The 22,892-nt window shown below is 41.5% G+C and carries 21 protein-coding genes; 12 read left to right on the plus strand and 9 right to left on the minus strand.

Annotated features, from left to right (window positions below):
- Positions 1-49: 49 nt before the first annotated feature.
- Complete coding sequence (locus tag FTU58_RS07790; protein WP_004973178.1) at positions 50-886, plus strand: pyruvate, water dikinase regulatory protein; 837 nt, start codon at positions 50-52, stop codon at positions 884-886.
- Positions 887-1,000: 114 nt separating this feature from the next.
- Here the strand turns inward: FTU58_RS07790 and FTU58_RS07795 are convergent, their stop codons facing one another.
- The 4 genes from FTU58_RS07795 to FTU58_RS07810 all read right to left on the minus strand — a co-directional run bounded on the left by FTU58_RS07795 (position 1,001) and on the right by FTU58_RS07810 (position 4,194).
- Complete coding sequence (locus FTU58_RS07795) at positions 1,001-1,555, minus strand: hypothetical protein (RefSeq protein ID WP_004973179.1); 555 nt, start codon at positions 1,553-1,555, stop codon at positions 1,001-1,003.
- A gap of 244 nt (positions 1,556-1,799) precedes the next feature.
- Positions 1,800-2,804: an LLM class flavin-dependent oxidoreductase gene (locus FTU58_RS07800; protein ID WP_179991102.1), complete on the minus strand. Its 1,005-nt coding sequence runs from the start codon at positions 2,802-2,804 to the stop codon at positions 1,800-1,802.
- A 221-nt stretch (positions 2,805-3,025) separates the two neighbouring features.
- A complete protein-coding gene (locus FTU58_RS07805) occupies positions 3,026-3,523 on the minus strand; it encodes a hypothetical protein (protein WP_096900901.1) in 498 nt (165 codons plus the stop codon).
- A 245-nt stretch (positions 3,524-3,768) separates the two neighbouring features.
- A complete protein-coding gene (locus FTU58_RS07810; RefSeq protein WP_004973189.1) occupies positions 3,769-4,194 on the minus strand; it encodes a glycine zipper 2TM domain-containing protein in 426 nt (141 codons plus the stop codon).
- Positions 4,195-4,580: 386 nt separating this feature from the next.
- Here FTU58_RS07810 and prfA point away from each other — a divergent pair, with 386 nt between their 5' ends.
- Together prfA and prmC are read left to right on the plus strand one after the other, a co-directional pair.
- Complete coding sequence (gene prfA / locus FTU58_RS07815; protein WP_004973192.1) at positions 4,581-5,669, plus strand: peptide chain release factor 1; 1,089 nt, start codon at positions 4,581-4,583, stop codon at positions 5,667-5,669.
- Positions 5,669-6,499, plus strand: coding sequence for a peptide chain release factor N(5)-glutamine methyltransferase (gene prmC / locus FTU58_RS07820; RefSeq protein WP_167846066.1), 831 nt, complete (start codon positions 5,669-5,671; stop codon positions 6,497-6,499). The genes prfA and prmC overlap by 1 nt, the downstream gene beginning before the upstream one ends.
- Positions 6,500-6,613: 114 nt before the next feature.
- On the opposite strand, the gene FTU58_RS07825 is transcribed toward prmC, so the two are convergent.
- The 3 genes from FTU58_RS07825 to FTU58_RS07835 all read right to left on the minus strand — a co-directional run bounded on the left by FTU58_RS07825 (position 6,614) and on the right by FTU58_RS07835 (position 9,365).
- A complete protein-coding gene (locus FTU58_RS07825) occupies positions 6,614-7,525 on the minus strand; it encodes a bestrophin family protein (protein ID WP_180062301.1) in 912 nt (303 codons plus the stop codon).
- A 203-nt stretch (positions 7,526-7,728) separates the two neighbouring features.
- Positions 7,729-8,079: a hypothetical protein gene (locus FTU58_RS07830; protein WP_004973198.1), complete on the minus strand. Its 351-nt coding sequence runs from the start codon at positions 8,077-8,079 to the stop codon at positions 7,729-7,731.
- Positions 8,080-8,339: 260 nt separating this feature from the next.
- Complete coding sequence (locus FTU58_RS07835) at positions 8,340-9,365, minus strand: AraC family transcriptional regulator (protein ID WP_180062302.1); 1,026 nt, start codon at positions 9,363-9,365, stop codon at positions 8,340-8,342.
- 142 nt (positions 9,366-9,507) lie between these two features.
- Between FTU58_RS07835 and FTU58_RS07840 the strand changes: the two genes are divergently transcribed.
- The 8 genes from FTU58_RS07840 to FTU58_RS07875 all read left to right on the plus strand — a co-directional run bounded on the left by FTU58_RS07840 (position 9,508) and on the right by FTU58_RS07875 (position 17,628).
- Positions 9,508-10,278: a 3-hydroxyacyl-CoA dehydrogenase gene (locus FTU58_RS07840; RefSeq protein WP_004973201.1), complete on the plus strand. Its 771-nt coding sequence runs from the start codon at positions 9,508-9,510 to the stop codon at positions 10,276-10,278.
- Between the two features lie 148 nt (positions 10,279-10,426).
- Positions 10,427-11,563, plus strand: coding sequence for an acyl-CoA dehydrogenase family protein (locus tag FTU58_RS07845; RefSeq protein ID WP_004973203.1), 1,137 nt, complete (start codon positions 10,427-10,429; stop codon positions 11,561-11,563).
- Positions 11,564-11,839: 276 nt separating this feature from the next.
- Entirely contained in the window at positions 11,840-13,486 is a 1,647-nt protein-coding gene (locus tag FTU58_RS07850; protein ID WP_180062303.1) for an AMP-binding protein, read from the plus strand.
- A gap of 255 nt (positions 13,487-13,741) precedes the next feature.
- Positions 13,742-14,452, plus strand: coding sequence for a hypothetical protein (locus FTU58_RS07855; RefSeq protein WP_004973205.1), 711 nt, complete (start codon positions 13,742-13,744; stop codon positions 14,450-14,452).
- A 163-nt stretch (positions 14,453-14,615) separates the two neighbouring features.
- Positions 14,616-15,344 (plus strand): HesA/MoeB/ThiF family protein, encoded by a 729-nt coding sequence (locus FTU58_RS07860; protein ID WP_167846466.1) that lies wholly within the window; start codon positions 14,616-14,618, stop codon positions 15,342-15,344.
- 58 nt (positions 15,345-15,402) lie between these two features.
- On the plus strand, positions 15,403-16,701 hold the full coding sequence (locus FTU58_RS07865) for an AarF/ABC1/UbiB kinase family protein (RefSeq protein WP_178865885.1): 1,299 nt from the start codon (positions 15,403-15,405) through the stop codon (positions 16,699-16,701).
- A 152-nt stretch (positions 16,702-16,853) separates the two neighbouring features.
- The gene (gene folB / locus FTU58_RS07870) at positions 16,854-17,234 is read left to right on the plus strand and encodes a dihydroneopterin aldolase (RefSeq protein WP_004973210.1); all 381 of its coding nucleotides are present in this window, start codon (positions 16,854-16,856) and stop codon (positions 17,232-17,234) included.
- Positions 17,191-17,628: a 2-amino-4-hydroxy-6-hydroxymethyldihydropteridine diphosphokinase gene (locus FTU58_RS07875; protein ID WP_178318661.1), complete on the plus strand. Its 438-nt coding sequence runs from the start codon at positions 17,191-17,193 to the stop codon at positions 17,626-17,628. Before folB ends, FTU58_RS07875 begins: the two co-directional genes overlap by 44 nt.
- A gap of 315 nt (positions 17,629-17,943) precedes the next feature.
- Here the strand turns inward: FTU58_RS07875 and coq7 are convergent, their stop codons facing one another.
- Positions 17,944-18,579 (minus strand): 2-polyprenyl-3-methyl-6-methoxy-1,4-benzoquinone monooxygenase, encoded by a 636-nt coding sequence (gene coq7, locus FTU58_RS07880; RefSeq protein WP_004973212.1) that lies wholly within the window; start codon positions 18,577-18,579, stop codon positions 17,944-17,946.
- 4 nt (positions 18,580-18,583) lie between these two features.
- Complete coding sequence (locus tag FTU58_RS07885) at positions 18,584-19,903, minus strand: MFS transporter (protein ID WP_180062304.1); 1,320 nt, start codon at positions 19,901-19,903, stop codon at positions 18,584-18,586.
- Positions 19,904-20,075: 172 nt separating this feature from the next.
- Between FTU58_RS07885 and FTU58_RS07890 the strand changes: the two genes are divergently transcribed.
- Positions 20,076-22,880, plus strand: coding sequence for an autotransporter assembly complex family protein (locus FTU58_RS07890; protein WP_180043861.1), 2,805 nt, complete (start codon positions 20,076-20,078; stop codon positions 22,878-22,880).
- Positions 22,881-22,892 lie beyond the last annotated feature (12 nt).

The raw sequence follows: 22,892 nt of genomic DNA on the forward strand, positions 1-22,892 counted from the left end.
TACTATAAAGATTATATAGCACTAAGACAAATGTTTAAGGAGAATTTTAATGTCAGATGGTAAACAAATTAAGCGGAGTGTTTTTTTTATTTCCGATGGAACTGCAATTACGGCTGAAACCCTTGGACATTCACTCTTAGCGCAATTTCCAAATGTGGACTTTGATATTCATATTCATCCTTATATTACGTCTGAAGAAGCGGCTATGAATGTGGTGGCAGAGATTAATGCCCGAGCACAAATTGATGGTCAATTACCTTTGGTGTTTGATACCTTGGTTGACCAATATGTGCGTGACATTATCAACACTGCCAAAGCAATTAATTTAGATGTATTTGAAGGCTTAATTAGTAAGCTTTCTGAAGAGTTAGGAACACCACCAACCACTTTGGTCGGGCAGACGCATGCCGTAACAGATTCTGAATCTTACAAGGCACGTATTGATGCGGTGCATTTTGCCTTAGATAACGATGATGGCGCACGTACACGCCATTACGACAAGGCCGATCTGATTCTGATTGGGGTGTCGCGTTCGGGTAAAACGCCAACTTCCATCTACCTTTCTTTACAGTTCGGGATTCGTGTGGCGAACTATCCATTGACTGAAGAAGACCTCGATGACAACCGTTTGCCAGCCGTATTAAAGCCGCATAAACATAAGTTATTTGGCTTGATGATTGATGCTGAACGCCTTGTGGCAATTCGTACTGAACGTAAAGCCAATAGCCGTTATGCAAGTTTTAATCAATGCCAAATGGAATTGCGTGCGATTGAAGGTATTTATATTTCAGAAGGGATTAAATATTTAAATGTTTCAGAAATGTCGATTGAAGAAATTTCAACACGTGTTTTACAAATGACAGGTTTAAAACGTCGTATTGGTTAATGAAACTATATGTATTAAAAGAGCCAAAATTTTATTTTGGCTCTTTTTTATTGGATTTAAATAGAATAAAAATCAAGCTACTATTTATTTAAATGATAATGCTTTTAGTGTGACTTAAAATGTAGTGATAATGGTATCAATTGGATGTTCTTGTCCATCAATACTATGCACGCTATGTGCACAGACTTTGACAATTGGCCAAGTAATCAAATGGCAATTTTCGCGTTGTAAAGCTGAATAATAATGATCAGATTTAAAATAGCGTTGATGTGTATCTGCAATGTTTGGTGTGAGTTGACGTTTAAGCCACGTGTCTTTGACTTGAGCATCTAAAAAGCGTAAAGCCAAAATATTTTTGACGCGGTTATTAAACAAACGTCGATTTTTAAACACCAAAGGATGGCTAATTAGGCGATGGATGCCACGTTCTGTACTTGGCAGGACAAAATGCGGTGCAATTTGAAAGACTTGAACAGATGTCGCTTGCTGACAAATTCTATCGAGTTGTGCCACGCTGTCCTGATTTGCACCAATAACTGCAACGCGTAAACCTGTGAAGTCATGCTGTTTGATTTCAGTTGCAGGAATGCATTCGCCTTGGAATTCTTGAAAATCTGCCAAGCAGTTTTGAAAAGCGTGTCTATGTACGTCGTGTTTAGGACTGACCATGCTGAATCTCTTGATATATTCATTTTATAAATTAGAACATTTACTCTATTTTGTTGGGACAGTACTGTTTGGTAAAGTCTTTTGTGCAGGCGAGCCAGTCATTCCTAAAGATTGAAAATTAATTCAACTGAGATTACTGAGATTTAAGCGAAAGAGAACAAGAAAACGGATTTAAGTTATTTATTTTAAATGTTTTTAATTGATGAAACCTTGTAGCTCAATAGAACTACAAGGTCGGAGCTAATTAAGTATCTAACTTCATTTGCATGAGCAAATCAAAGTTGTATAAGCGTTTTTCTGTGTCATAGATGTCACAGGTAAAAATAAACTCATCGACATCATACTTTGCCAATAAGTTTTCCAATCCTGCTTTGACAGTCGCCTTAGAGCCAATTTGCGCCATGGCATAAAAACTATCGACTGACATTTTTTCTGCAGGCGACCACAAGCCATCCATGCTTTTAACTGGAGCTTTGAGTTTTAGGCTTTGTCCACGCATTAAACCTAAAACACGCTGATAAGCACTGGTCGCCAAAAATTCAGCTTCTTGGTCGGTATCTGCAACCACTGTTGGCACCCCCATAGACACATAAGGCCGCTCTAAATATTCTGAAGGCTCAAAATTGTCACGATATAACTGAATGGCTTGAGCAAGCATACGCGGGGCGAAGTGTGAGGCAAATGAGTAGGGTAGTCCTAATTTTGCAGCAAGTTGTGCGCTAAATAAACTTGAACCAAGCAACCATACAGGAACGTGTGTCCCTTGTCCTGGCGTAGCAACAATACGTTGTTGTGGTTCAGCATCTTTAAAGTAATGCAAAATTTCTAAAACATCTTGCGGAAATTGATCTTCAGTTTCCTGTCGCCCACGACGCAGCGCACGCATGGTCACTTGATCTGTGCCTGGTGCGCGACCTAAACCGAGTTCAATACGGTTAGGATATAAAGTCGCTAAAGTTCCAAACTGTTCAGCGACCACTAACGGTGCGTGGTTGGGGAGCATAATACCGCCAGAACCGAGTTTAATTTTTTGCGTATTTGCTAATAAATAACCCAAAAGAACTGCGGTTGCTGAGCTGGCAATGCCATCCATATTATGATGTTCCGCCAACCACAAACGGTCATAGCCGAGTTGTTCTGCGTGTCGTGCTAATTCAAGTGCATGATGCAGTGAAAACTGTACTGATTGATCATCACGTACAGGTGCGAGTTCAAGAATGGCAAATTTTGTGTCTTGCAGGGAACGCATCATTTATTCCAGCTTGATTAAAGAGAGTTTTATCATACGATGCTGCACTGATTTTGTATATCGAAAATTTTCGATATATGGGCGAGTCATGAGATATTGCCATTTAACAACGCGCGACATTCATCCAAAAAGCACGCTTTATAAAAAAACATTTATCCAAGCAAGTAGTCAGCAAACAAAAAGCACCCGAAGGTGCTGATTGTTAGAAGTATCGTGAGAAATTAACGACGTTTACCATTTTTATAGTGACCTAAATGTAAGCCATTGTCTTTGCGGTAACGGTCATTATAACGGTAGTCATTGTAGCGATAGCCACGGCTATCATAGCGGCGGTCATAACGATCATCACGACGGTCTTCACTAACTTTTTGACCTAATACTGCACCACCTGCAGAGCCGAGTCCTGCACCGACATAGCCACCATTGTTGCCTGCCATATTGCGACCAACGCTATATCCACCTGCACCGCCCAAGGCAGCACCAATCATGGCACCGTTACGGTCACGTTTATTGGCAGAAGCTGCAGCACCGCCCGCACCACCAATGGCTGAACCAATCATCGCGCCTGTTTGTCCACCCATTTGTTGACCAATTGCTGCTCCGACAGCACCACCCAAGGCAGAACTTACGGCAACACGTGTATCGTTTGCATACGCAGTACTCATAAGCAAGGCAGAACTTGCGATAACGCTACCCAATAAAATACGATTAAGTTTCATGCGGATGCTCCAAATATTGATTAATATGTTTTGTAATGAAGATATAGAAACAGATGGCAAAGATCGTGAAGGGCAATGAGGTAAATCTGCAAAGTTTGGTAAAGACTTTGTAATTGCACTGCTAAATTTCTTCATATTGATTATGGTCGTTTTTTTGAACTGATATATGAAGAAAAATTAATCCTATAAAAAAGCATCAAACCTGTGTTGATGCTTTTTTGCTGCTCTATGCCTATCGTTCAAGATTAACGACGGTTGCGTTTTTTCTTCCATTTACGTTCTTGATAGCGGTCATATTCTTTATCTTTCGAGATTTTATTGCCGAGTGCTGCACCACCTGCTGCACCTAAAGCTGAACCAATATAACCACCATTGGTACCGCCCATATTTTTACCTACGGTATAACCCGCACCACCACCCAAAGCACCACCAATTGCAGATTCAGTACGATGACGCTTATCACTCGCCACGGCTGCACCACCAGCACCGCCTAAGGCAGCGCCTAGTGTTGCACCCGTAGTACCACCCATATTTTTACCAATAGCTGTACCTGCAACACTGCCTAAAGCACTGGCTGCGGCAACGCGCGTAGTATTGTCTGCATAAACGTTGGCACTGAGCATTGAAGCTGTGGCTAAAGCTGCTGTCATTAACATTGCATTAAGTTTCATGTTGAACTCCATGTCCATTTATAGGACTTATTTATGATCAATTTTGATGGGCTCAATTTAACAAAGCGCCGCTTTTAAAATGTGGAGAGTGCAGACGAGATTGGTGTTCTTTGGTGTGGGCTTTGTATGAGTTTGATTAAAATTGCTAAAAAAATGTCCAAATGCGGATGCTAATTGCGGTACTTGGTGAGTTGTACATTCACCGCAATGCACAGCATCATCAAGCAGAAATACTGCTAGAACATCTGCAGATAGGCATTTCAAACATCGTACAGACTTAATAATGATGTTATTTGGGTGGTAGAATCGGTAAACTATGCGCAATTTTTTATTTCGCTGTGCTGCGTGTTGCATGTAACAGCCTTTGCATTGAGATTTTTTAAACAATGAAAGAATCGTTACGTTTACGATTAGATCAGCTTTCTGACCGCCATGAAGAATTGACTGCTTTGTTGGCAGATGTTGAAGTGATTTCAGATAACAAGCGTTTTCGTCAATTATCACGTGAACACAGTGATTTAGACGAAATTACGGCAGTGTGGTCACAATACACACAAGCCGAAGCCGATATTGAAACAGCCGAAGCAATGTTGTCTGATCCTGACTTTAAGGAAATGGCGCAAGAAGAAATTAAAGACAATAAAGCGCTGATTCAGCAACTTGAAGCTGACTTAAATATTTTAATGATTCCAAAAGACCCGAATGATGCCAACTCGGCTTATTTGGAGATTCGCGCAGGGACAGGTGGCGATGAAGCCGCGATTTTCTCGGGTGACTTATTCCGCATGTATAGCAAATATGCCGAAAGTCAGGGCTGGAGAATCGAAATTTTATCTGAAAATGAAGGTGAACACGGCGGATATAAAGAAGTCATTTGCTTGGTGAATGGCGAAGGCGTGTATGGCCGTTTGAAGTTTGAAAGTGGTGCGCATCGTGTGCAACGTGTTCCTGCGACTGAATCGCAAGGTCGTGTGCATACATCAGCGTGTACTGTGGCAATTTTACCTGAAGTAGATGTAGACACCACGGTAGATATTAACCCTGCCGATTTGCGTATCGATACCTATCGTGCTTCGGGTGCGGGTGGTCAGCACGTTAACAAAACCGACTCTGCAGTGCGTATAACCCACATTCCGACGGGTACTGTGGTGGAATGTCAGGAAGAGCGTTCACAGCATAAAAACAAAGCGAAAGCGATGGCGTTGTTGGCATCACGTTTGGAAAATGCCAAACGTGCTGCAGCAGATGCAGCAACTTCAGAAATGCGTCGTGATTTGGTGGGTTCGGGTGACCGTTCTGAGCGTATTCGTACCTATAACTATCCGCAAGGACGTATGACAGATCATCGTATTAACCTGACTTTATATAAGTTGGATGCGGTGATGGAAGGTGATTTAACTGAACTACTAGATAGTCTGCATCGTGAATATCAGGCAGATCAGTTGGCGATGCTTGCTCAGCAAAACGGTGGTTAATGAATATTGCGCAAGCCTTGGCGCTACGTGGTGAAGTCGATAGCTATGAGCGTCAAGAAAATATTTGGTTGTTAGAGCATTTTTTAGGACTCAGTGCGCTTGAATTAAAATATCGTGCAGATCAGGAATTGAGTGCCGCGCAAGAGCAGATGTATGTGCAGGCTTTGGCACGTATAGCAGCAGGCGAGCCTTTGGCGTATATCACAGGTTCACAGCCATTTTGGACACTGGATTTAAAAGTCACGCACGATACTTTGGTGCCACGTCCTGATACCGAGGTTTTGGTCGAAACTGTGTTGGCTTTGTCATTACAACGTGATGCTGTAATTGTCGATTTAGGCACAGGTACAGGGGCGATTGCTTTGGCTTTAGCATCTGAACGTCCAGATTGGCAGGTAACCGCAACCGATATTTACCTGCCAACGCTTGCAGTTGCTCAAGAAAATGCAAGCAAGCATGCTTTAAATCAGGTGCAATTTGCCCGTGGTGCATGGTTTGAGGCATTGGGTTCAGCAGCCGAGCCACGTTTTGATTTAATTGTATCTAATCCGCCGTATATAGATGCTAATGATGCACACATGTCTGCTTTGGCAGCAGAGCCTGAACGTGCATTGGTGGCAGCAGATCAGGGTTTGGCAGATATTCTGCAGATTATTTCGCAGGGTAAGCACTGGCTGAAAGCAAATGGATGGATTGCACTAGAGCATGGCTATGACCAAGCTTTAGCAGTGCAAGCGATTTTTGCAGAACACGGTTTTTCTGACATTCGTACAGTCAAAGATTATGCAGGCAATGATCGGGTGACTTTAGCACAATGGCTTGCTGGCTGATGTGTTATATCAGTTAAAAATCTTGTGAGATCTATTTATCAGCTTGCAAACATAGACGAATGATTAGCAAAGTTTAAGTGCAAGACCAATTTATGAGCCTCAACTCAACTGATGTCAGCTTAGGTTGCCTTTCACTGCCAAAATTGCAGGTGGCAGTTCTTCGCCAAGTGAACTCAGCATTTCCCGTTCAATTAATCGCACCATGGAGTTGAGCGGTAAATCATTGTCTTGCAGGCCAAAAGGTTCTTCAAGTTGTTCGCTGAGAGCATCTAAACCTAAGAATAAATAGGCAATTAAACCCACCAAAATTGGTGTCCAGATTCCTAAACTTGCTTCTAAACTAAAAGGCAGAATAAAGCAGAAGCAATACACAGTGCGGTGCAACAAGACTGAATAAGAAAAAGGCAAGGGTGTGCTGAGAATTCGATCGCAACCTGCTTGCACATTACCCAATTCAACAATATGTTGATTCAAGCCTTGATAAATAATATCGGAAATTTCACCTGTTTTCAGTGCGCTGACTAACTCTTTTTGAATGCTTTCTAAAATAAACTGTGCGGCATTAATATGCGGAAATAATGCTTCATAATCTGCAGATGTGAGGTTGACTTTGTTTTGATAAAAATCGATAGGTTGGTTTTGATTGCGTAAACGGTTACGCAATAAATTACTAAACAACATGACCCGATACATCAAGACCCGACGCTGCTGATCTGGCAGTACGTATGAGTCACGTGAAATATGCCGTGCTGTTGCAATTAACGTCCCCCACAATTTTCGACCTTCCCACCAACGTTCATAACTGGCATTATTTCTAAAACTAAGGAAGATAGACAAAATAATACCGAAAATGGTAAAGCCAATGGCAGGTACGCTAGGGACTTGAAAAAAGTGGTGAGAAGACAAATACACTAAGACCGTAGAAAGGAAGACCACAATTGCAAGTGCAGGTAAGACCGTGGGTAAAATTGTCCCATACCATGCAAACAGTAGGGTAAAACTGTTGTTTTTATTGCGAATAATCATCTTGATGCATCCTTGAAGCTGTCCTTAGTGTTTCATAGACAAACAACGCTTGGCAAGATGATAGCTAGCTTTTGATTCAAAAAGCAGCAAGCGGCTTAAAGTCAATTTTTCTTATTTATTATTGCAACAGCCAATAAAAAAGTGATGCCATGAAGACATCACTTTTTAAATACTTTCAGCAAATGAATACCCGAAGTTTTAGTTTACATCGGGTAATCTTGCAAACAGTCAGGAATTTCAACTTGTGCCAAACTGTCTGTTTCTAAAGCCAAACATAGCGCAACAATTTTAGCGGTATCGCACAGGTGTTCATCTTTGAGAGCCAAACCCGCTTGCAAAGATTGTAAATCTTCTTGGCAAATATCTAGGGCTTGCGCTGCTTCAAGTGCATCTTCACGTTTGAAAAACGCAGACATGACATTACGTAACTGCTCTTCTGAGGTATTTAGAATACTTTGATTGAGTAATTCATCTAATTGTTCAGAAGCTTGGTTGAGGGAGTGAGAGAAATTTTGAACTAGATTGTGTTCAAGTACATCCATCATCTTAAGCATGGGGAAACCTCCAAAGATGCTCGTACATTTAATATTACAGGGGGAGTATGACAGCCGAATTGCATAAAATTTATGCTTTAAATTGATTGAAAAGTAAACTAAATTTAATACTTTGACAATGCTGTGCCGATGAACGTCCAGTTCACTGCTCAACCTTGAAATCACAGCGATGAGTTTTCTTTTATAATTAAGTTGTTTGTAAAATACACAAAATAGTGGCTGAGTAGTAGGTGATAAGTCACGCAATTATGAGCTTTCAATTATGAGCTTTCGGTATATTGTCGATATGCACCAGGATTGACCCCAGTCCATTTTTTAAAGGCACGATGAAAAGCGCTAGGATCATGGAAATTTAATTGATCGCTAATTTCCTGAAGTGATTGTTGGGTTTTGCTCAACAATTCAATTGCCGTATCTCGACGGATTTCATTTTTTAATTGCTGATAGCTGGTGCCTTCCTGCTTTAAACGCCGTTGGAACGTCGCTTCAGACATATTGAAATGTTGGGTTAATTCGTTCAGTTCTAACCACTCACTCGGCGGCAATCGCATTAATTGTTTACGGATTTTATGACTCAGCGCATGTGGGTTTTTATAACGCACCAAAAGGTTAAAAGGCGTTTGTTTTAAAAAGCGTTTCCAGCTTTTTTTATCCTGCTTGATTTTTAAATCAAGATGTTTTGCCTCAAAATAAATCTTATGCGTTGTACACGCATATTCAATTTGGTCACAGAAACGGACACGATAATCAGCATCATCCTGCGGAGCAGCACATTTGAGTTGCATGTTTAAGATAGTAATACGTTGTCCTGTCAGCCAGCACATCAAGCCATGAATCAGCATTAAATATGTGGCATAACTAAACATCGGTTTCACTTGATATTTATCGTGAATGGTTAAGATTGCATATTCACCATCTACGTTTAATTCACCTGAAAAATCATCCAGTATTAAATTAAAGAAATTTAAAATGTCCTGTAATGCGGCCTTTAAATGCTCTGCTTGGTACACCCATTTAGACAAGAGTTGATAACTGCCACGACGCATAGCATGGCTGTCCATGCCAAAAAACTCATCATTCATGGTATCTGCCAGTGCAATCCACAATTGACCATATTGCAGAACCGACACCCGCGCTTTGTTGGAATGTAAAAGCTCTACAGGAATACCCGCCGTCTGCAAAATCGCATGCGTATCCATACTGCGTTGCTGTGCAGTATGCAAAGCTTCATGAACTAAAGCAATTGAAATTGTACCTTTGCTATAAGTGAGCTGAGTTGCATTCATGGGATGGCGTGGTATTCCATTTACAAGTTGAGTGTTCAAATACATCATAATCGATGCAGGGTTTGGAAATTGTACTCTAGCTTGAGTGTGATTAATCTGTTTCTTAAGTTGTATCAACCTGAAAATTTATAAGGAAAATAAAATGAAAATTCAAGGAAAAGTCTGTGTGGTCACGGGTGGTGCATCGGGTTTAGGCGCTGCGACTGCACAACATTTAGTTGCGCAAGGTGCAAAAGTTATTTTGGTTGATATGAATCAAGAACTTGGGCAGCAGCTTCAACAGCAATTGGGCGAAAATGCAGACTTCGTAGCTGTAGACGTGACCGATGAAAACCAAGTACAGCAGCTTTTTAACCATATTGAGCAAAAATACGGACAGTTAAATGGCTTGGTGAATTGTGCAGGCATTGCACCGTCTGCCAAAGTCTTGGGACGTGATGGTTTGCATGATTTGGCAATGTTCCAAAAAGTGCTGAATATTAATGTCACGGGCAGTTTTAATATGATCCGTTTTGCGGCACAACTGATGGCGAAATATGACTTAGCCGCCGATGAAGAAGAGCGTGGTGTGATTGTGAATACTGCTTCGGTTGCAGCATTTGATGGGCAGATTGGACAAAGTGCGTATTCTGCATCGAAAGGTGCAATTGTGGGGATGACGCTGCCTTTGGCACGTGAATTGGCACGTGAAGCCATTCGGGTGATGACGATTGCCCCCGGTATTATGGAAACCCCGATGCTGAAAGCATTTCCACAGCATGTGCAAGATGCTTTAGGGCAAATGGTGCCATTTCCACCACGTTTGGCAAAGCCTGAAGAATTTGCGCAATTGGTGGGTCATATTTTTGAAAATGGTTATTTAAACGGTGAAGTGATTCGTTTGGATGGCGCAATTCGTATGCAACCGAAATAAGTTATGACGATGCTATCTCCATAAAATAGCCTAAGCAAAAATTCAAGTATTGAAAAACTGGATACTAAAAAACCGTTGCAATACAGAACAAGGATGTTGCGCGCATTCCTGACAAAAACAACATCTACCATATAAACAGAGGGTCACCATGATTTTAAGCCATGAACAAAAAATGATTCAGGATATGCTGCGCAGTTATGCACAGGAAAAGCTTAAACCAACTGCAGCGGCACGTGATAAAACTGCTGAATTCCCTGCAAAGGAGTTAAAAGAACTGGGTGAGCTAGGTGCTTTGGGCATGACCGTTGCAGAAGAATGGGGCGGTGCAGGTTTAGATTATGTATCTCTCGTTTTAGCCTTAGAAGAAATTGCTGCGGGTGATGGTGCAATTTCAACGATTGTGAGTGTGCAAAACTCATTGCCATGCGGAATTACACAACGCTACGGCACAGAGGCGCAAAAACAAAAATATTTAACTAAACTGGCAACAGGCGAATGGTTAGGTTGCTTTTGTTTAACTGAACCACAAGTCGGCTCTGATGCCAGCGCGATTGAATGTAAAGCTGAAAAAGATGGCGAGGATTGGGTTTTAAATGGCACCAAGCAGTTTATCACCACAGGCAAATATGCAGATGTTGCTTTAGTTTTTGCTGTAACGGACAAAACTGCGGGTAAAAAAGGCATTTCCTGCTTTTTAGTCCCGACGAACACACCAGGTTATATCGTGGCACGTTTAGAAGACAAAATGGGACAGCACTGTTCCGATACCGCCACCATCGTGTTGGAAAACTGCCGTATTCCTGCAGAAAACCTATTGGGGCAAGAAGGTGAAGGCTACAAAATTGCACTCTCTAATTTAGAGTCGGGGCGTATTGGTATTGCCGCGCAATCGGTGGGTATGGCGCGAGCAGCTTTAGATGCAGCCGTGGACTATGCCAATGAGCGTAAAGCTTTTGGAGTTGAAATTGTGCAACATCAGGCAGTCGCGTTTCGCTTGGCAGATATGGCAACACAGATTGAAGCTGCACGACAGCTTATTCTACATGCCGCAAGCCTCAAAGATGCAGGCTTACCGTGTTTAAAAGAAGCATCTATGGCCAAGCTTTTTGCTTCAACCATGGCAGAGCGTGTGTGTTCAGATGCGATTCAAATACATGGGGGCTATGGCTATGTATCTGATTTCCCAGTTGAACGTATTTACCGCGATGTGCGCGTTAGCCAAATTTATGAAGGTGCATCCGATATTCAGCGTTTGGTGATTGCACGTGAAGTGACTAAGCGTTAAAGCTGAGTATCTAAAACTTTAGTCGGTGTCCAAAGCTTGCAAGGTTATTGCAGGATGTGGAAATTGAGAAAATGTTCAAATCATGTTTAGCTAACTTGATTGAAAAATACGCGAAGATCATGTCGTGATTGCGTTGCATGATCGACTTCAACACAGCAAACCTAATTTAAATTTTAAAGAGCGATTCAATCCTAACTTGTAAAAACGGTTAAAACAATAACGCATATTGCTGCAAATGAATTGCAGTGTCATCAGTTTAAGACGGAGCTTAAAAGAATGAAAACTTTGCAAGAGGCATATCAACAGTTTGATATTGAGCAACTGATTCAAACCCAATTGGCAGGAACGCCAACGGCACTTAATGCCTATGAAGAATGTTGCGGACGCTATACGGGTACTCAACAAACTGCCTTAATTTGGGACGGCAAACACGGTCAAACTGCATCGTGGACATTTGATCAACTGGCAGAAGCATCTGGAAAATTGGCAAATTATTTTACTCAACTGGGCTTAAAAGCAGGTGATTGTATTGCAGGATTATTGCCGCGTACGCCTGAATTGTTAATTACGGTTTTTGCCACATGGCGCATTGGGGCAGTGTATCAGCCTTTATTTACAGCCTTTGAATCTAAAGCGATTGAGCACCGTATTCAAACTGCAAAGACGCAGCTCATTGTGACCAATACTGAGCAGCGTCCAAAACTAAATGCCTTGTCTAATGTGAAAATTTTAACTGTGGACGCAGCAAATCAAGCTCAAAACCATGATACAGATTTTTGGCAAGTTCTAAGCACTCAAGACACTTACTTTGAAACCGTGTATCGCAGTTTTGAAGATGATTTTCTGATGATGTTTACATCAGGCACTACGGGTTTAGCTAAATCTGTACCTGTGCCTTTAAAAGCCATTGTGGCATTTAAAGGTTATATGCAGCATGCAGTCGATTTAAGAGCAGAAGATTCATTTTGGAATTTAGCCGACCCTGGTTGGGCTTATGGCTTGTATTACGGTATTACAGGGCCACTGAGTTTGGGGCATAGCATTATTATGGATGAACGTCCATTTAGTGTTGATCATGCACTGGAAATTATCCGTAAATATCAGGTGAGTAATTTAACAGGTTCACCAACCGCATTTAGAATGTTCTTTGGTTTTAAAGAAAAGTTTGATGGTGATATTCAACGACATCTGCGTGTGGTTAGCAGTGCAGGCGAGCCGCTCACACCAGAAGTGATTCATTGGTTTAAGCATGATTTACAAGTCAATATTTATGATCAATATGGACAAACCGAATTGGGGATGGTGATTGCCAATCATCATGCACTGGAACATCAGAAAAAAGTAGGTTCTGCGGGTTATGCTATTCCCGGACATCGTTTCGCGGTTTTAAATGCACAGCATCAGGAAGTCGCTCACGGCGAAATTGGCACACTTGCACTGGATGAATCACAATCGCCTTTAATGTGGTTCAAAGGTTACGATGGGGATGACCGTAAATCATTTGTGGGACAGTATTATTTAACGGGTGATACGGTACGTTTAAATGAATTTGGTGGGATTGATTTTATTGGTCGTGCAGACGATGTCATTACAACTTCGGGTTATCGTGTCGGGCCTTTTGATGTAGAAAGTACTTTGCTTGAATGTGAGGAAGTGCTTGAATCCGCAGTAATTGGTAAGCCAGACCCAGAGCGTACAGAAGTGGTAAAAGCCTTTGTGGTGTTAAAAAATCAATATCAACCAAGCACTGCATTGCAGGAAAAGCTGCAACAGTATGTGCGTTCACGCTTATCGAAACATGCCTATCCTAAAGAAATTGAATTTGTCAGCAGTTTGCCTAAAACATCCAGTGGAAAAATTCAGCGTAATTTATTGAAGCAACAAGAAATTGCAAAACAAAATGCTTTTAAAAAAGTGAGCTAAATTCAGCCAATAGGCCCTGTTAATTATTGCGCCATAAGAAAAACGCCATTCATACAGATTGGCGTTTTTTTAAATCTGTATTCTTTATTTAAACCACCCGATTATGCAAGCACGAACTCAATCGATAGAAAATGTGTGCATCATATTGGTGATGTGATATTTTCAACTTTATGCTGACACAATGAACAAGGCTGCATGTACTTCGATTACGATAAAAGCATGTAGGCAGCGCAATACATATTGGGGGAGAACATCATGGTAACAGCTCATTTAAATTTCACGCAGCCGTCAAAGCGGATATTTACGAAGTCGATATGGATGGGCGCAGCTTTACTGTTGTGTGCCTCTGGCAGTTATGCACAAAACTGGAACCCAGCGCCAACTGCTGAAAGTACAGCCTATTCCAGCTATCCAGCAGCAAAAACGCCACAAAAAAATTATGCAGTCTTTGCCGAATACGCCAATTTTGAAGCAGATTTTGACAGTGGCGATACAGTAGAACTAGATGGTTTTGCTTTGGGTGTTTCCACCACGCCACATCGCTCAGGTTTTTATGGCAGATTGGAATTCTTAAAAAACAATGAATACGATTTGGATTATTATGAATTCAATATGGGTGGGAATTTAAACCTGATCAGCTATCATGGTTTTTATTTCAATACATACGCAGGTCTAGGTTATAGCGGCGCAAGTTCAAAGCTGCTTGCCAATGATGTCAATTTTGTCACTTTACCTGTGGGCGTAGAAGTCGGTTTGAACTTTGTTCCTGATTTCTCGATTTACGCCACTGCCGGTTATAAATGGTTATATGACAGCACCTCGAATACCACCTGTAAAGATGGGACAACCTCAGACAAAGTCGGGAATACGGCATGTTACTGGAATGGTGGAATTGCCTATTATAATGAATATATAGGCGATGCCGATGGCGTTACTTATAACGTAGGCATGCGGATGCACTTTTAAGCAAGTCGTTGCACATCTCCATCTGTTCAAATACGCAACAATTCAACCGCCGTCATGGCGGTTTGCTTTGAATACCCGTTATACTTGGCGTTTTGGTTTTGCAGAATAGGGCATTTTCTTGGAAAGCATATTCGATACTCAGTTGGAATTGAGCGATGCAGAAATGCATCTATATAGCCGACAAATTTTATTGGATGGCTGGGATATTGAAGCCCAAGAAAAATTAAAACTGGCCAACGTACTTGTTGTGGGGGGTGGCGGGATTGGCTGTTTAAGCGCAGAATTACTTGCACGTGCAGGCGTGGGAAAAATCACTCTGATTGATGCTGATGTGATTGAAACCAGTAATTTGCAACGACAAATCGCCTATACCCCCGCAGATTTAGGCTTTTATAAGGCCGAAATTCTCGCAAAAAGATTAATGCAAATTAATCCTTATATCGAGATTGTTTGTTTAACCACGCTGTTAGATGCGCAAAATGCAGGCACTTTAGTTGCCCAACAGGACCTAGTTTTAGATGGTTGTGATAATTTCAGTACCCGATATTTGGTCAATCAATATTGCCGACAATTGAATGTACCTTTACTCAGTGCCTCTGCCATTGGTTTTCAAGGGCAAATGTTCATGGTCGAAGGTGATTCTGCTTGCTATGAATGTCTGTTCCCGAAAGAACAACATGCCAATGAAAGTTTGCGCTGCGCTGACAGTGGCGTATTGGCAACCACTCCCAACGTCATGGCCAGTTTACAAGCGCATCATGCCTTATTGTACTTGGGTTTAGGCAACACCGCGCTGAAACAAAAGCTATTACTTTGGGATGGTTTAAGCATGAAACAACGCTTATTGTCGTTTGATCAAGACCACAACTGTCCAGTTTGTCAGGCAAGATAGCCTTTTTACTTGGCAATTTTTTGTTAAACTCTCACTACTTTAATATGACTCAGACATGATGAAAAATAATATCTGGTTAGATGGTTTACGTTCAGTTGCTCGCATGGGTGAAACTGCCGTAGTGGCAGCCAAAGCAGGCATTAAATATGCCACTGAAAAGCCAAGTAATGCCAAACTCATGCGCGAAACATTTGAATCTTTAGGTTCAACCTACATTAAACTTGGGCAGTTTATTGCCAGTACACCGTCATTGTTCCCGCGTGAATATGTCGAAGAGTTTCAAGGTTGTTTAGACCAAACTCCAACTTTACCGTTTAGCTATGTGCAGCAAGTATTGGCATCTGAATTTGCAGGGCGCAATTTAGATGAAATATTTGCCTCAATAGATGAAAAGCCTCTAGCTTCAGCATCTATTGCACAAGTACACGCTGCAAAATTGGTGAGTGGCGAAGATGTGGTGATTAAAGTGCAAAAACCGGGGGTAGAAACTATTCTCTATACCGATTTAAACGTCTTGCACTGGGCGACTAAACTGCTCGAAAAAGCTGTACCTAAAGTCAAATTTGCGTCATTGGCCGATATTGTCGAAGAAATCAAAACCCGTATGGTGCGTGAAGTCGACTTTATTGAAGAAGCACGTAACCTAGATGATTTTATTAATTATCTGAATTTAACCCAAAATACAAAAGCCACTGCACCTAAGGTCTATCATCAATATTCCACCCGTCGCGTATTGACCATGCAGCGTTTGTATGGCGTACCTTTGACCGATTTTGACGTGGTGAAACAAGTATCTAACGATCCATCGCAAGTGTTGATTACTGCCATGAATACATGGTTTGGTAGCTTGATGATGTGTAACAGTTTCCATGCCGATTTACACGCAGGCAACCTGATGTTGCTTGAAGATGGGCGTGTCGGCTTTATTGATTTTGGTATTGTCGGACAGCTAAATCCTGAAGTGTGGACTGCTTGTATGGCCTTTATGGATGCCTTGCAAAATACCAACTACACGCTTATGGCGGAAAATATGCTCAAAATGGGCATGACTGACACGCAAATTGATACTCAGGTTTTGGCAGCAGATTTAGAGCGTTTATTTAGTGGCGTATTGCTGGCTGATCCTCAAGAATTGCTGACTTCTAACCCTGCAGATTTAAATGACATCATGCTTGATATGGTTGCTGTGGGTGAGCGTCATGGGATTCGTTTCCCACGTGACTTTGCTTTACTGTTCAAGCAAATGTTGTACTTTGACCGTTTCATGCGCGTTTTAGCACCTTATACCGATATTTATGCCGATCAACGACTGCAGATGGTACAAAGTATTGATCCGAATTTGTTGTTAAAGCATTAATTATCCATATTGGGCGAATCAAGCCTTCTGGTTGCATATTTTAAAGCCACCGATCTTTTGTTTTATGAGTTCAGTGTGGCTTTAAAATACGGCAAATATCCCTTTCAATAGACAGAGATAGAAGGATTTAAAATGAAATATAGAGTGTGGTCATGGATGCAATTATCATTGAAGGCTTAAAGGTAGAAACAGTCGTCGGCTGTTTTGCATGGGAGCGTCAGATTCAACAACCGCTTATGTTGGATTTGATTATTGCCACCAATTTAAGCCAAGCTGCAGCTTCAGATGAATTGCAAGACACGCTCAATTATGCAGAAATTTGCAGCATTTCAGCGCAAGTGATTCAGCAGGCTGCGCCCAAATTGATTGAGCATGCCGCACAATTGGTATTGGATGCACTTTTTACGACTTTTGCCGCCATTGAATCCATTACCATCACCATTCGCAAACCTGCCATTATTCCAGAAGCCAATTCTGTAGGAATTCGTCTTGAACGCCACCGAAACGATTTTTGCCCTCGCTCTGGCGAGTAACTGCGAAGCACCGCGTCAGTTTAAAAATGCCTATCAGCAAATTGCTGCATTGGGTGAAGTGCATTTTTCGCACATTTATCTGATTCCATGCCGTGATGGAATTGGTGCAGACTATTGGAATTCTGCTTGTTTGCTAAAAAGCCGTTTAAGCTTTGAGCATCTAAACGTCATCCTTAAGGAATTGGAAGTTGCAGCAGGGCGTGTGCGTCCATCGCATGATATTCCGCTGGATATTGATATTATTGCGTGGGGTGAAAATTTAGCTCAAATGCAATTCAATCCGAAAAAACTGCCACTGGCTTTAGATGTTAAAATTCCAATGTGGGATATTTGGCAAGATGAGGCTTTTGTGCATCCAGAGCATGACTACCCAATTGTGAGTTGTGAAGAATAAATCAGCCAATAAAAGGGGTAGATTCGTACTACACATCTTTAAATTTTGGCTGTGATCTGTGATCTCGTTTCGGTTAACATCACCGTGTCATATCTTTCTGATATATTTGTATGAAAAACCATCAAAAACAATATTTTTCTGTATTTATACGGCTTTGCACTTAAAAAATATCCACAAAATCTGCGGATAAATCTTGGGATAACTCAAGATCGGCTCTTTCTCTGTTATTTTTTGATCGTTTTAATCGAGATGTTTTCTATTCCAATGACATAAAAAAACGCCCACAATTGTGAGCGTTTAAGTGTTATCAATTCATTAAATATAATAACTGGTCTTGGTCATGAGCTTGGAAATCGCAGTCATGGTCAAACGTACAGGTACAGGCAAATCTACACCACCTGCTTTGAGCGCCGTATCGCGATGATGCAATTCATCTTCATTCATTTGGACTAGAATTTTACGTGAACGATCATCTTGTTCAGGCAATTGGCTAATATGATGTTCTAAATGCAAGCTGACTTGACGTTCAGTTTCTGCCACAAAACCCAAACTGTATTTATCGCCCGCAATACCTGCAATTGCACCCATCCCAAAAGACAAGCCATACCATACAGGATTAAGCAAACTGGTGTGACTGTCTAACTCTTTTAAGCGGTCTTCGCACCACGCCAAATGGTCTTGTTCTTCAATTGCAGCCTGTTCCATTTCACGACGTACATTGGGCAATTTCGCAGTTAAAGCCTGACCGTGATATAAGGCTTGTGCACAGACTTCACCACTATGGTTTACTCGCATTAAGCCTGCAACATGACGTGCTTCACTCACAGCCAATTTGGTTTCAACCGTATTGCCCGGGTTTTCACGTTGAGCCGAAGTTGTGCCAGGTACTAAACTACGTAAGGCTTGGTCAAATGAATGAATAAACTTGTCGATGCCTGTGTAATGACGCATGAAATTAATCCTCCAAAGAGTCCTGTGCAGTATCTAACATTGGCTTGAGCTTTAACAAGAGCCAAAAGGTGAAAACAGCACTTAAAACAGCCGTAATACTAAATAAAATTTTTAAATCAATTTTTAAAATGCTTAAAATTAAAATCGAAAAAATGGCAGATGACACCATAAATACCGCATTTAAAATATTGTTGGCTGCGACCACACGTGCGCGGTGCGAGCGAGGGGAATAGGCTTGCATTATGGCATACAAGGGCACAATGTAAAAACCGCCACTAATGCCCAGTAAAGTGACTGCACACATGACATGATAATAACTCCAGCCTTGCTGAAAGACTTCGGCTAAGCCCAGTAGTGCGCCTGTTTTTTCTGGTACAAAAGCCAATGTGCCTGCCAAATAAAAAGCAAAGACGGTTAAACCGACTGCGCCAATAGGCACCATTTTAATATTGACCTCGGTACCGCCTATTTTACGGCAGAGCAAAGAACCTACGCCAATACCGACAGAAAAGAGTGTCAGTAATAAACTCACCACATTTTCAGAAGCATGCAAGTTTTGTTGAGTGAGCTGTGGAATTTGGGTTAAATACGTTGCCCCATAAAACCAATACCAAGAATTGCCCAATAATATTAGAAAAATCATCGGCAGGCTTTTGGCATATTTTAAAGTCTGGAAACTGGTACGGAAAAAATTCCAGTCAATTTGAATGTCGGGTGCCGTGACGCGCTGCGTCAGCACAAAACGACTTGAGGCATAACCAATTAGTGCAATAATCACCACAGTTAAGCTAATCCAGACTAAATTGCCTGCAGATACCGAAATCACTGCACCGCCTAAAATCATCCCCAATAAAATTGCAATGGATGTACCTGACTGGAAAATTGCATTGCCCGACATCAGTTCATGCGGTTTGAGTACTTCAGGCAAAATGGCATATTTGATTGGGCCAAAAAAGGTCGATTGTGCACCCATTAAAAACAAGGCCATCAGCAACAGCCACAAATTTCCTAAAATAAAACCAACGGTACCAATCAGCATGATGATAATTTCAAGCAGTTTGATGGCACGTACCAATTGAGCGCGTTCATACTTGTCTGCCAATTGTCCTGCGGTGGCAGAAAAAATGAAATAGGGCAAAATAAACAGCAGGGCTGCCAAATTGTTCAGGGTGCTGACATTTGCAGATTGTTGGCTAATCCAGCCATAGGTAAAGACCAAAAGCAGCGCTTGTTTATACACATTATCATTGAGTGCGCCAAAAAATTGAGTGAGAAACATCGGCAAAAAGCGACGACTCTTTAACAAATGTTCATTTTTTTTCATGCATGATTAACTTCGTTTAGTTTTATTAAGAAATGTGACCACTTGATATAATTGTACAGAAAATCATGTATGATGTTTCAAGTATTTCACTAATGAAAAAATCGAACAAATAGTGTTTATACGTGGGTTGATTGGGGTTTATCCAAAAAATTAAATCAGTTTAGAGTTTTTTATGCTTGTAAATACAAACTTTAAAAAATCAGTACTGTGTTCCAGTATGCATGCAATTTTATGCTGGAATATGCCGAAAAAGCTCGGACTAAGTCTGTTTTTAGGTTTAGTTGCATCCTCAAGTTTTGCAGAAAGTCTTAAGGTATCTAACTCCAACACCCAACTCGCTGAAAATCCTACATCACTGCAGACTCCAACTACAGAAGAAGCACAAAATTTAGCTGAAGAAATTAAACAACTGGCAGCAGCACAAGGTAAAGACAGTGCCCAAGATCTACAAAAAATAGAAGAAGCTTTAGAGCAAGCGCAAACACCTGAATTTAATAGTCTAGAAATGCTGCAACAGCAACAACAGGCAGGGGCATCTTTTGCTGAATTTCAGCCTATCGAATTTGAAGACTTAGAAGATTTACCCATTGCACCTGTAGATCAGGGGCTTGCCAATGAAATTTTTCAGGTGGCAGAACAAGCCAAACAAGAAGCGATGCTAGACCGCAATGGTCAAGTGCCAGAAACGTTGGTTCAAGACGCAACACAGCAGGAGCTACTGCAAATTGATCAAGCGCCTGTAAATGTCGATCAGCTCATAACCAATATTCAGGCAGACAGTAATTTTGTAGTGGAAGCCAATCCTAACGATACCTTAATGACTGAATTGGGCTGGATGACGCAGGTCGAAAATGCCGATAAACCCGGTTTTTTCAGACGTTTACTGTATAAAGTCCGTCCACCGCGTGAGCTAAACACAGCCAAAGTGCCGCGTATTAGTGCAGATGTAGTCATTACCGCAAATGGCGCCAATGGTACACAAAACTCAATTGGAGAAGTGTCGCCCGATGCTTATCGTACAGCGGTGGATCATTTAAGTGCCAATATTAAGGCCAAACTTTCCAGTTTTACCCAGGAATCTTTTGCAGATTTTCCATCGGCATTGCCGCAACTGCGTACGTTGTCAAATCAGGCTGCGCAGGCGGTGGGTTTTTATAATGCCGAGTTTAAGTTTGAAAAACTCAGTGATAGCCGCGTGCGTGTGCAGGTTGTGCCAAATCCACCTGTGGCGATTAAACAGCAAAATATTGAATTTACAGGTGAAGGACAATACGAGGCACAATTTCAGGTTATTGGTGTCTTGCCTGATCAAGAAGTAGATGATGTGTTTAATCATGGTTTGTATGAGCAAACCAAAAAACGAATTACCGATGCCGCTTCAGATAACGGTTATTTTGACAGTTACTGGCGTTTGCATGACGTTAAAGTCGCTCAACCTCAAAATACAGCCGATATCAATTTACGTTATGAAACAGGCGAGCGTTATAAACTCGGAAATGTTGAATTTCGTATGAGCGATCCAAATCAAGAATTCCCTTTGGATATGGATATTCTGCAAAGTATGGTCACTTGGCAGGACAATGCTGACTATACTTTTTGGCGTGTAAATGGTTTGGCCAATAACCTCACCAACTCGCGTTATTTCAACTACACCTTGGTTGATACAATTCGCCCTGATCCTGTCGAGTATCCTTTGGAATTACCGCCTGATATTCAGGCTTTGGTCGATCAACAAAAACTCTCTGTTTACGATGCCACAGTCGTCGATCAAAAACGGGTGGTGTCATCTCAGGAAGTGACGCAATCTGTGGTGAATGAAGCTGAGTTTGCAGGCACAGAAGAAGGTGCGAGCAACGATAAGCTGCGCATGCTACAAGCACAGCAAGAAGACAAACAATCAGAAGAAGAACGCTTAAAACAACAGGCACGTATCGACAAAAAAATTCCTGTGATTGTGACTTTAAATGCAGACCGCTTAAATAGTGCCGAAGTCGGTGCGGGTTACGGAACTGACACAGGCGTACGTTTGCGTGGGCAATATCGCCGTGCCATTGTCAATAAACGTGGTCACTCTTTCGATGCCAACTTGGAGCTTTCACAAATTCGTCAAGCCATTGATGGACGCTATAACATTCCTTATAACCATCCACTGAATGATTATGTCGCGTTGGTTGGCGGTTATGAGCGTGAAGAACGTGACGATGTTGCACAAGGTGGCGGCTTGATGATTGAATCTGCGGTTGCAGGTGTAGACCGTGTGATTAAAAACCCAATGGGCAGTTGGCAACATACTTTTGGCTTGCGTTATCGACTGGATCGCTTAACTGAAGATGGCACTGTATTTTTGGAAAAAGTGCCTGATGCCTTTATTGCCAATGGTGATGTCGAGCAACAATCGTTATTGCTTGGCTATGAAGTTTCACGTACCGACAGTAACCGTCGTGTTAACCCAAGCAAAGGTTTCCGCCAAATTTATAAAATAGAACTGGGGAGTGAATCACTGCTCAGCGATGCAGATTTAGCCATTCTAAATGCAGGTTGGCGTTTTATTTATTCATTGGGTGAAAATGACGATCATCAGTTTGTCGGACGCAGTGACTTAGGTTATATCTACACCGAAGATTTTAATAAAGTGCCTTATAATTTGCGTTATTTTACTGGTGGTGACCAGTCTTTACGTGGCTTTGACTACAAGTCTTTAACACCACAAATTGAAGGCTTTAAAATTGGAGGTCAGGCTTTGGCGGTTGGTTCATTAGAATATAACTATCAATTTAAAGAGGGGTGGCGCGCAGCAGTATTTAGTGATTTTGGTAATGCTTACGATAAAGACTTTAGCAACGACACCGAATATAGCGTAGGTTTGGGGGTACGTTGGGCATCACCAATTGGCCCAATTCGGATTGATGTGGCTTCTGGTATTTCAGATGATAACCATCCAATCCGTTTACATTTCTTTATTGGCTCTCAACTATAAATTTAAGACTTA

It is taken from the genome of Acinetobacter sp. YH12120 (assembly GCF_013418795.1).
Lineage (GTDB): Bacteria > Pseudomonadota > Gammaproteobacteria > Pseudomonadales > Moraxellaceae > Acinetobacter > Acinetobacter towneri.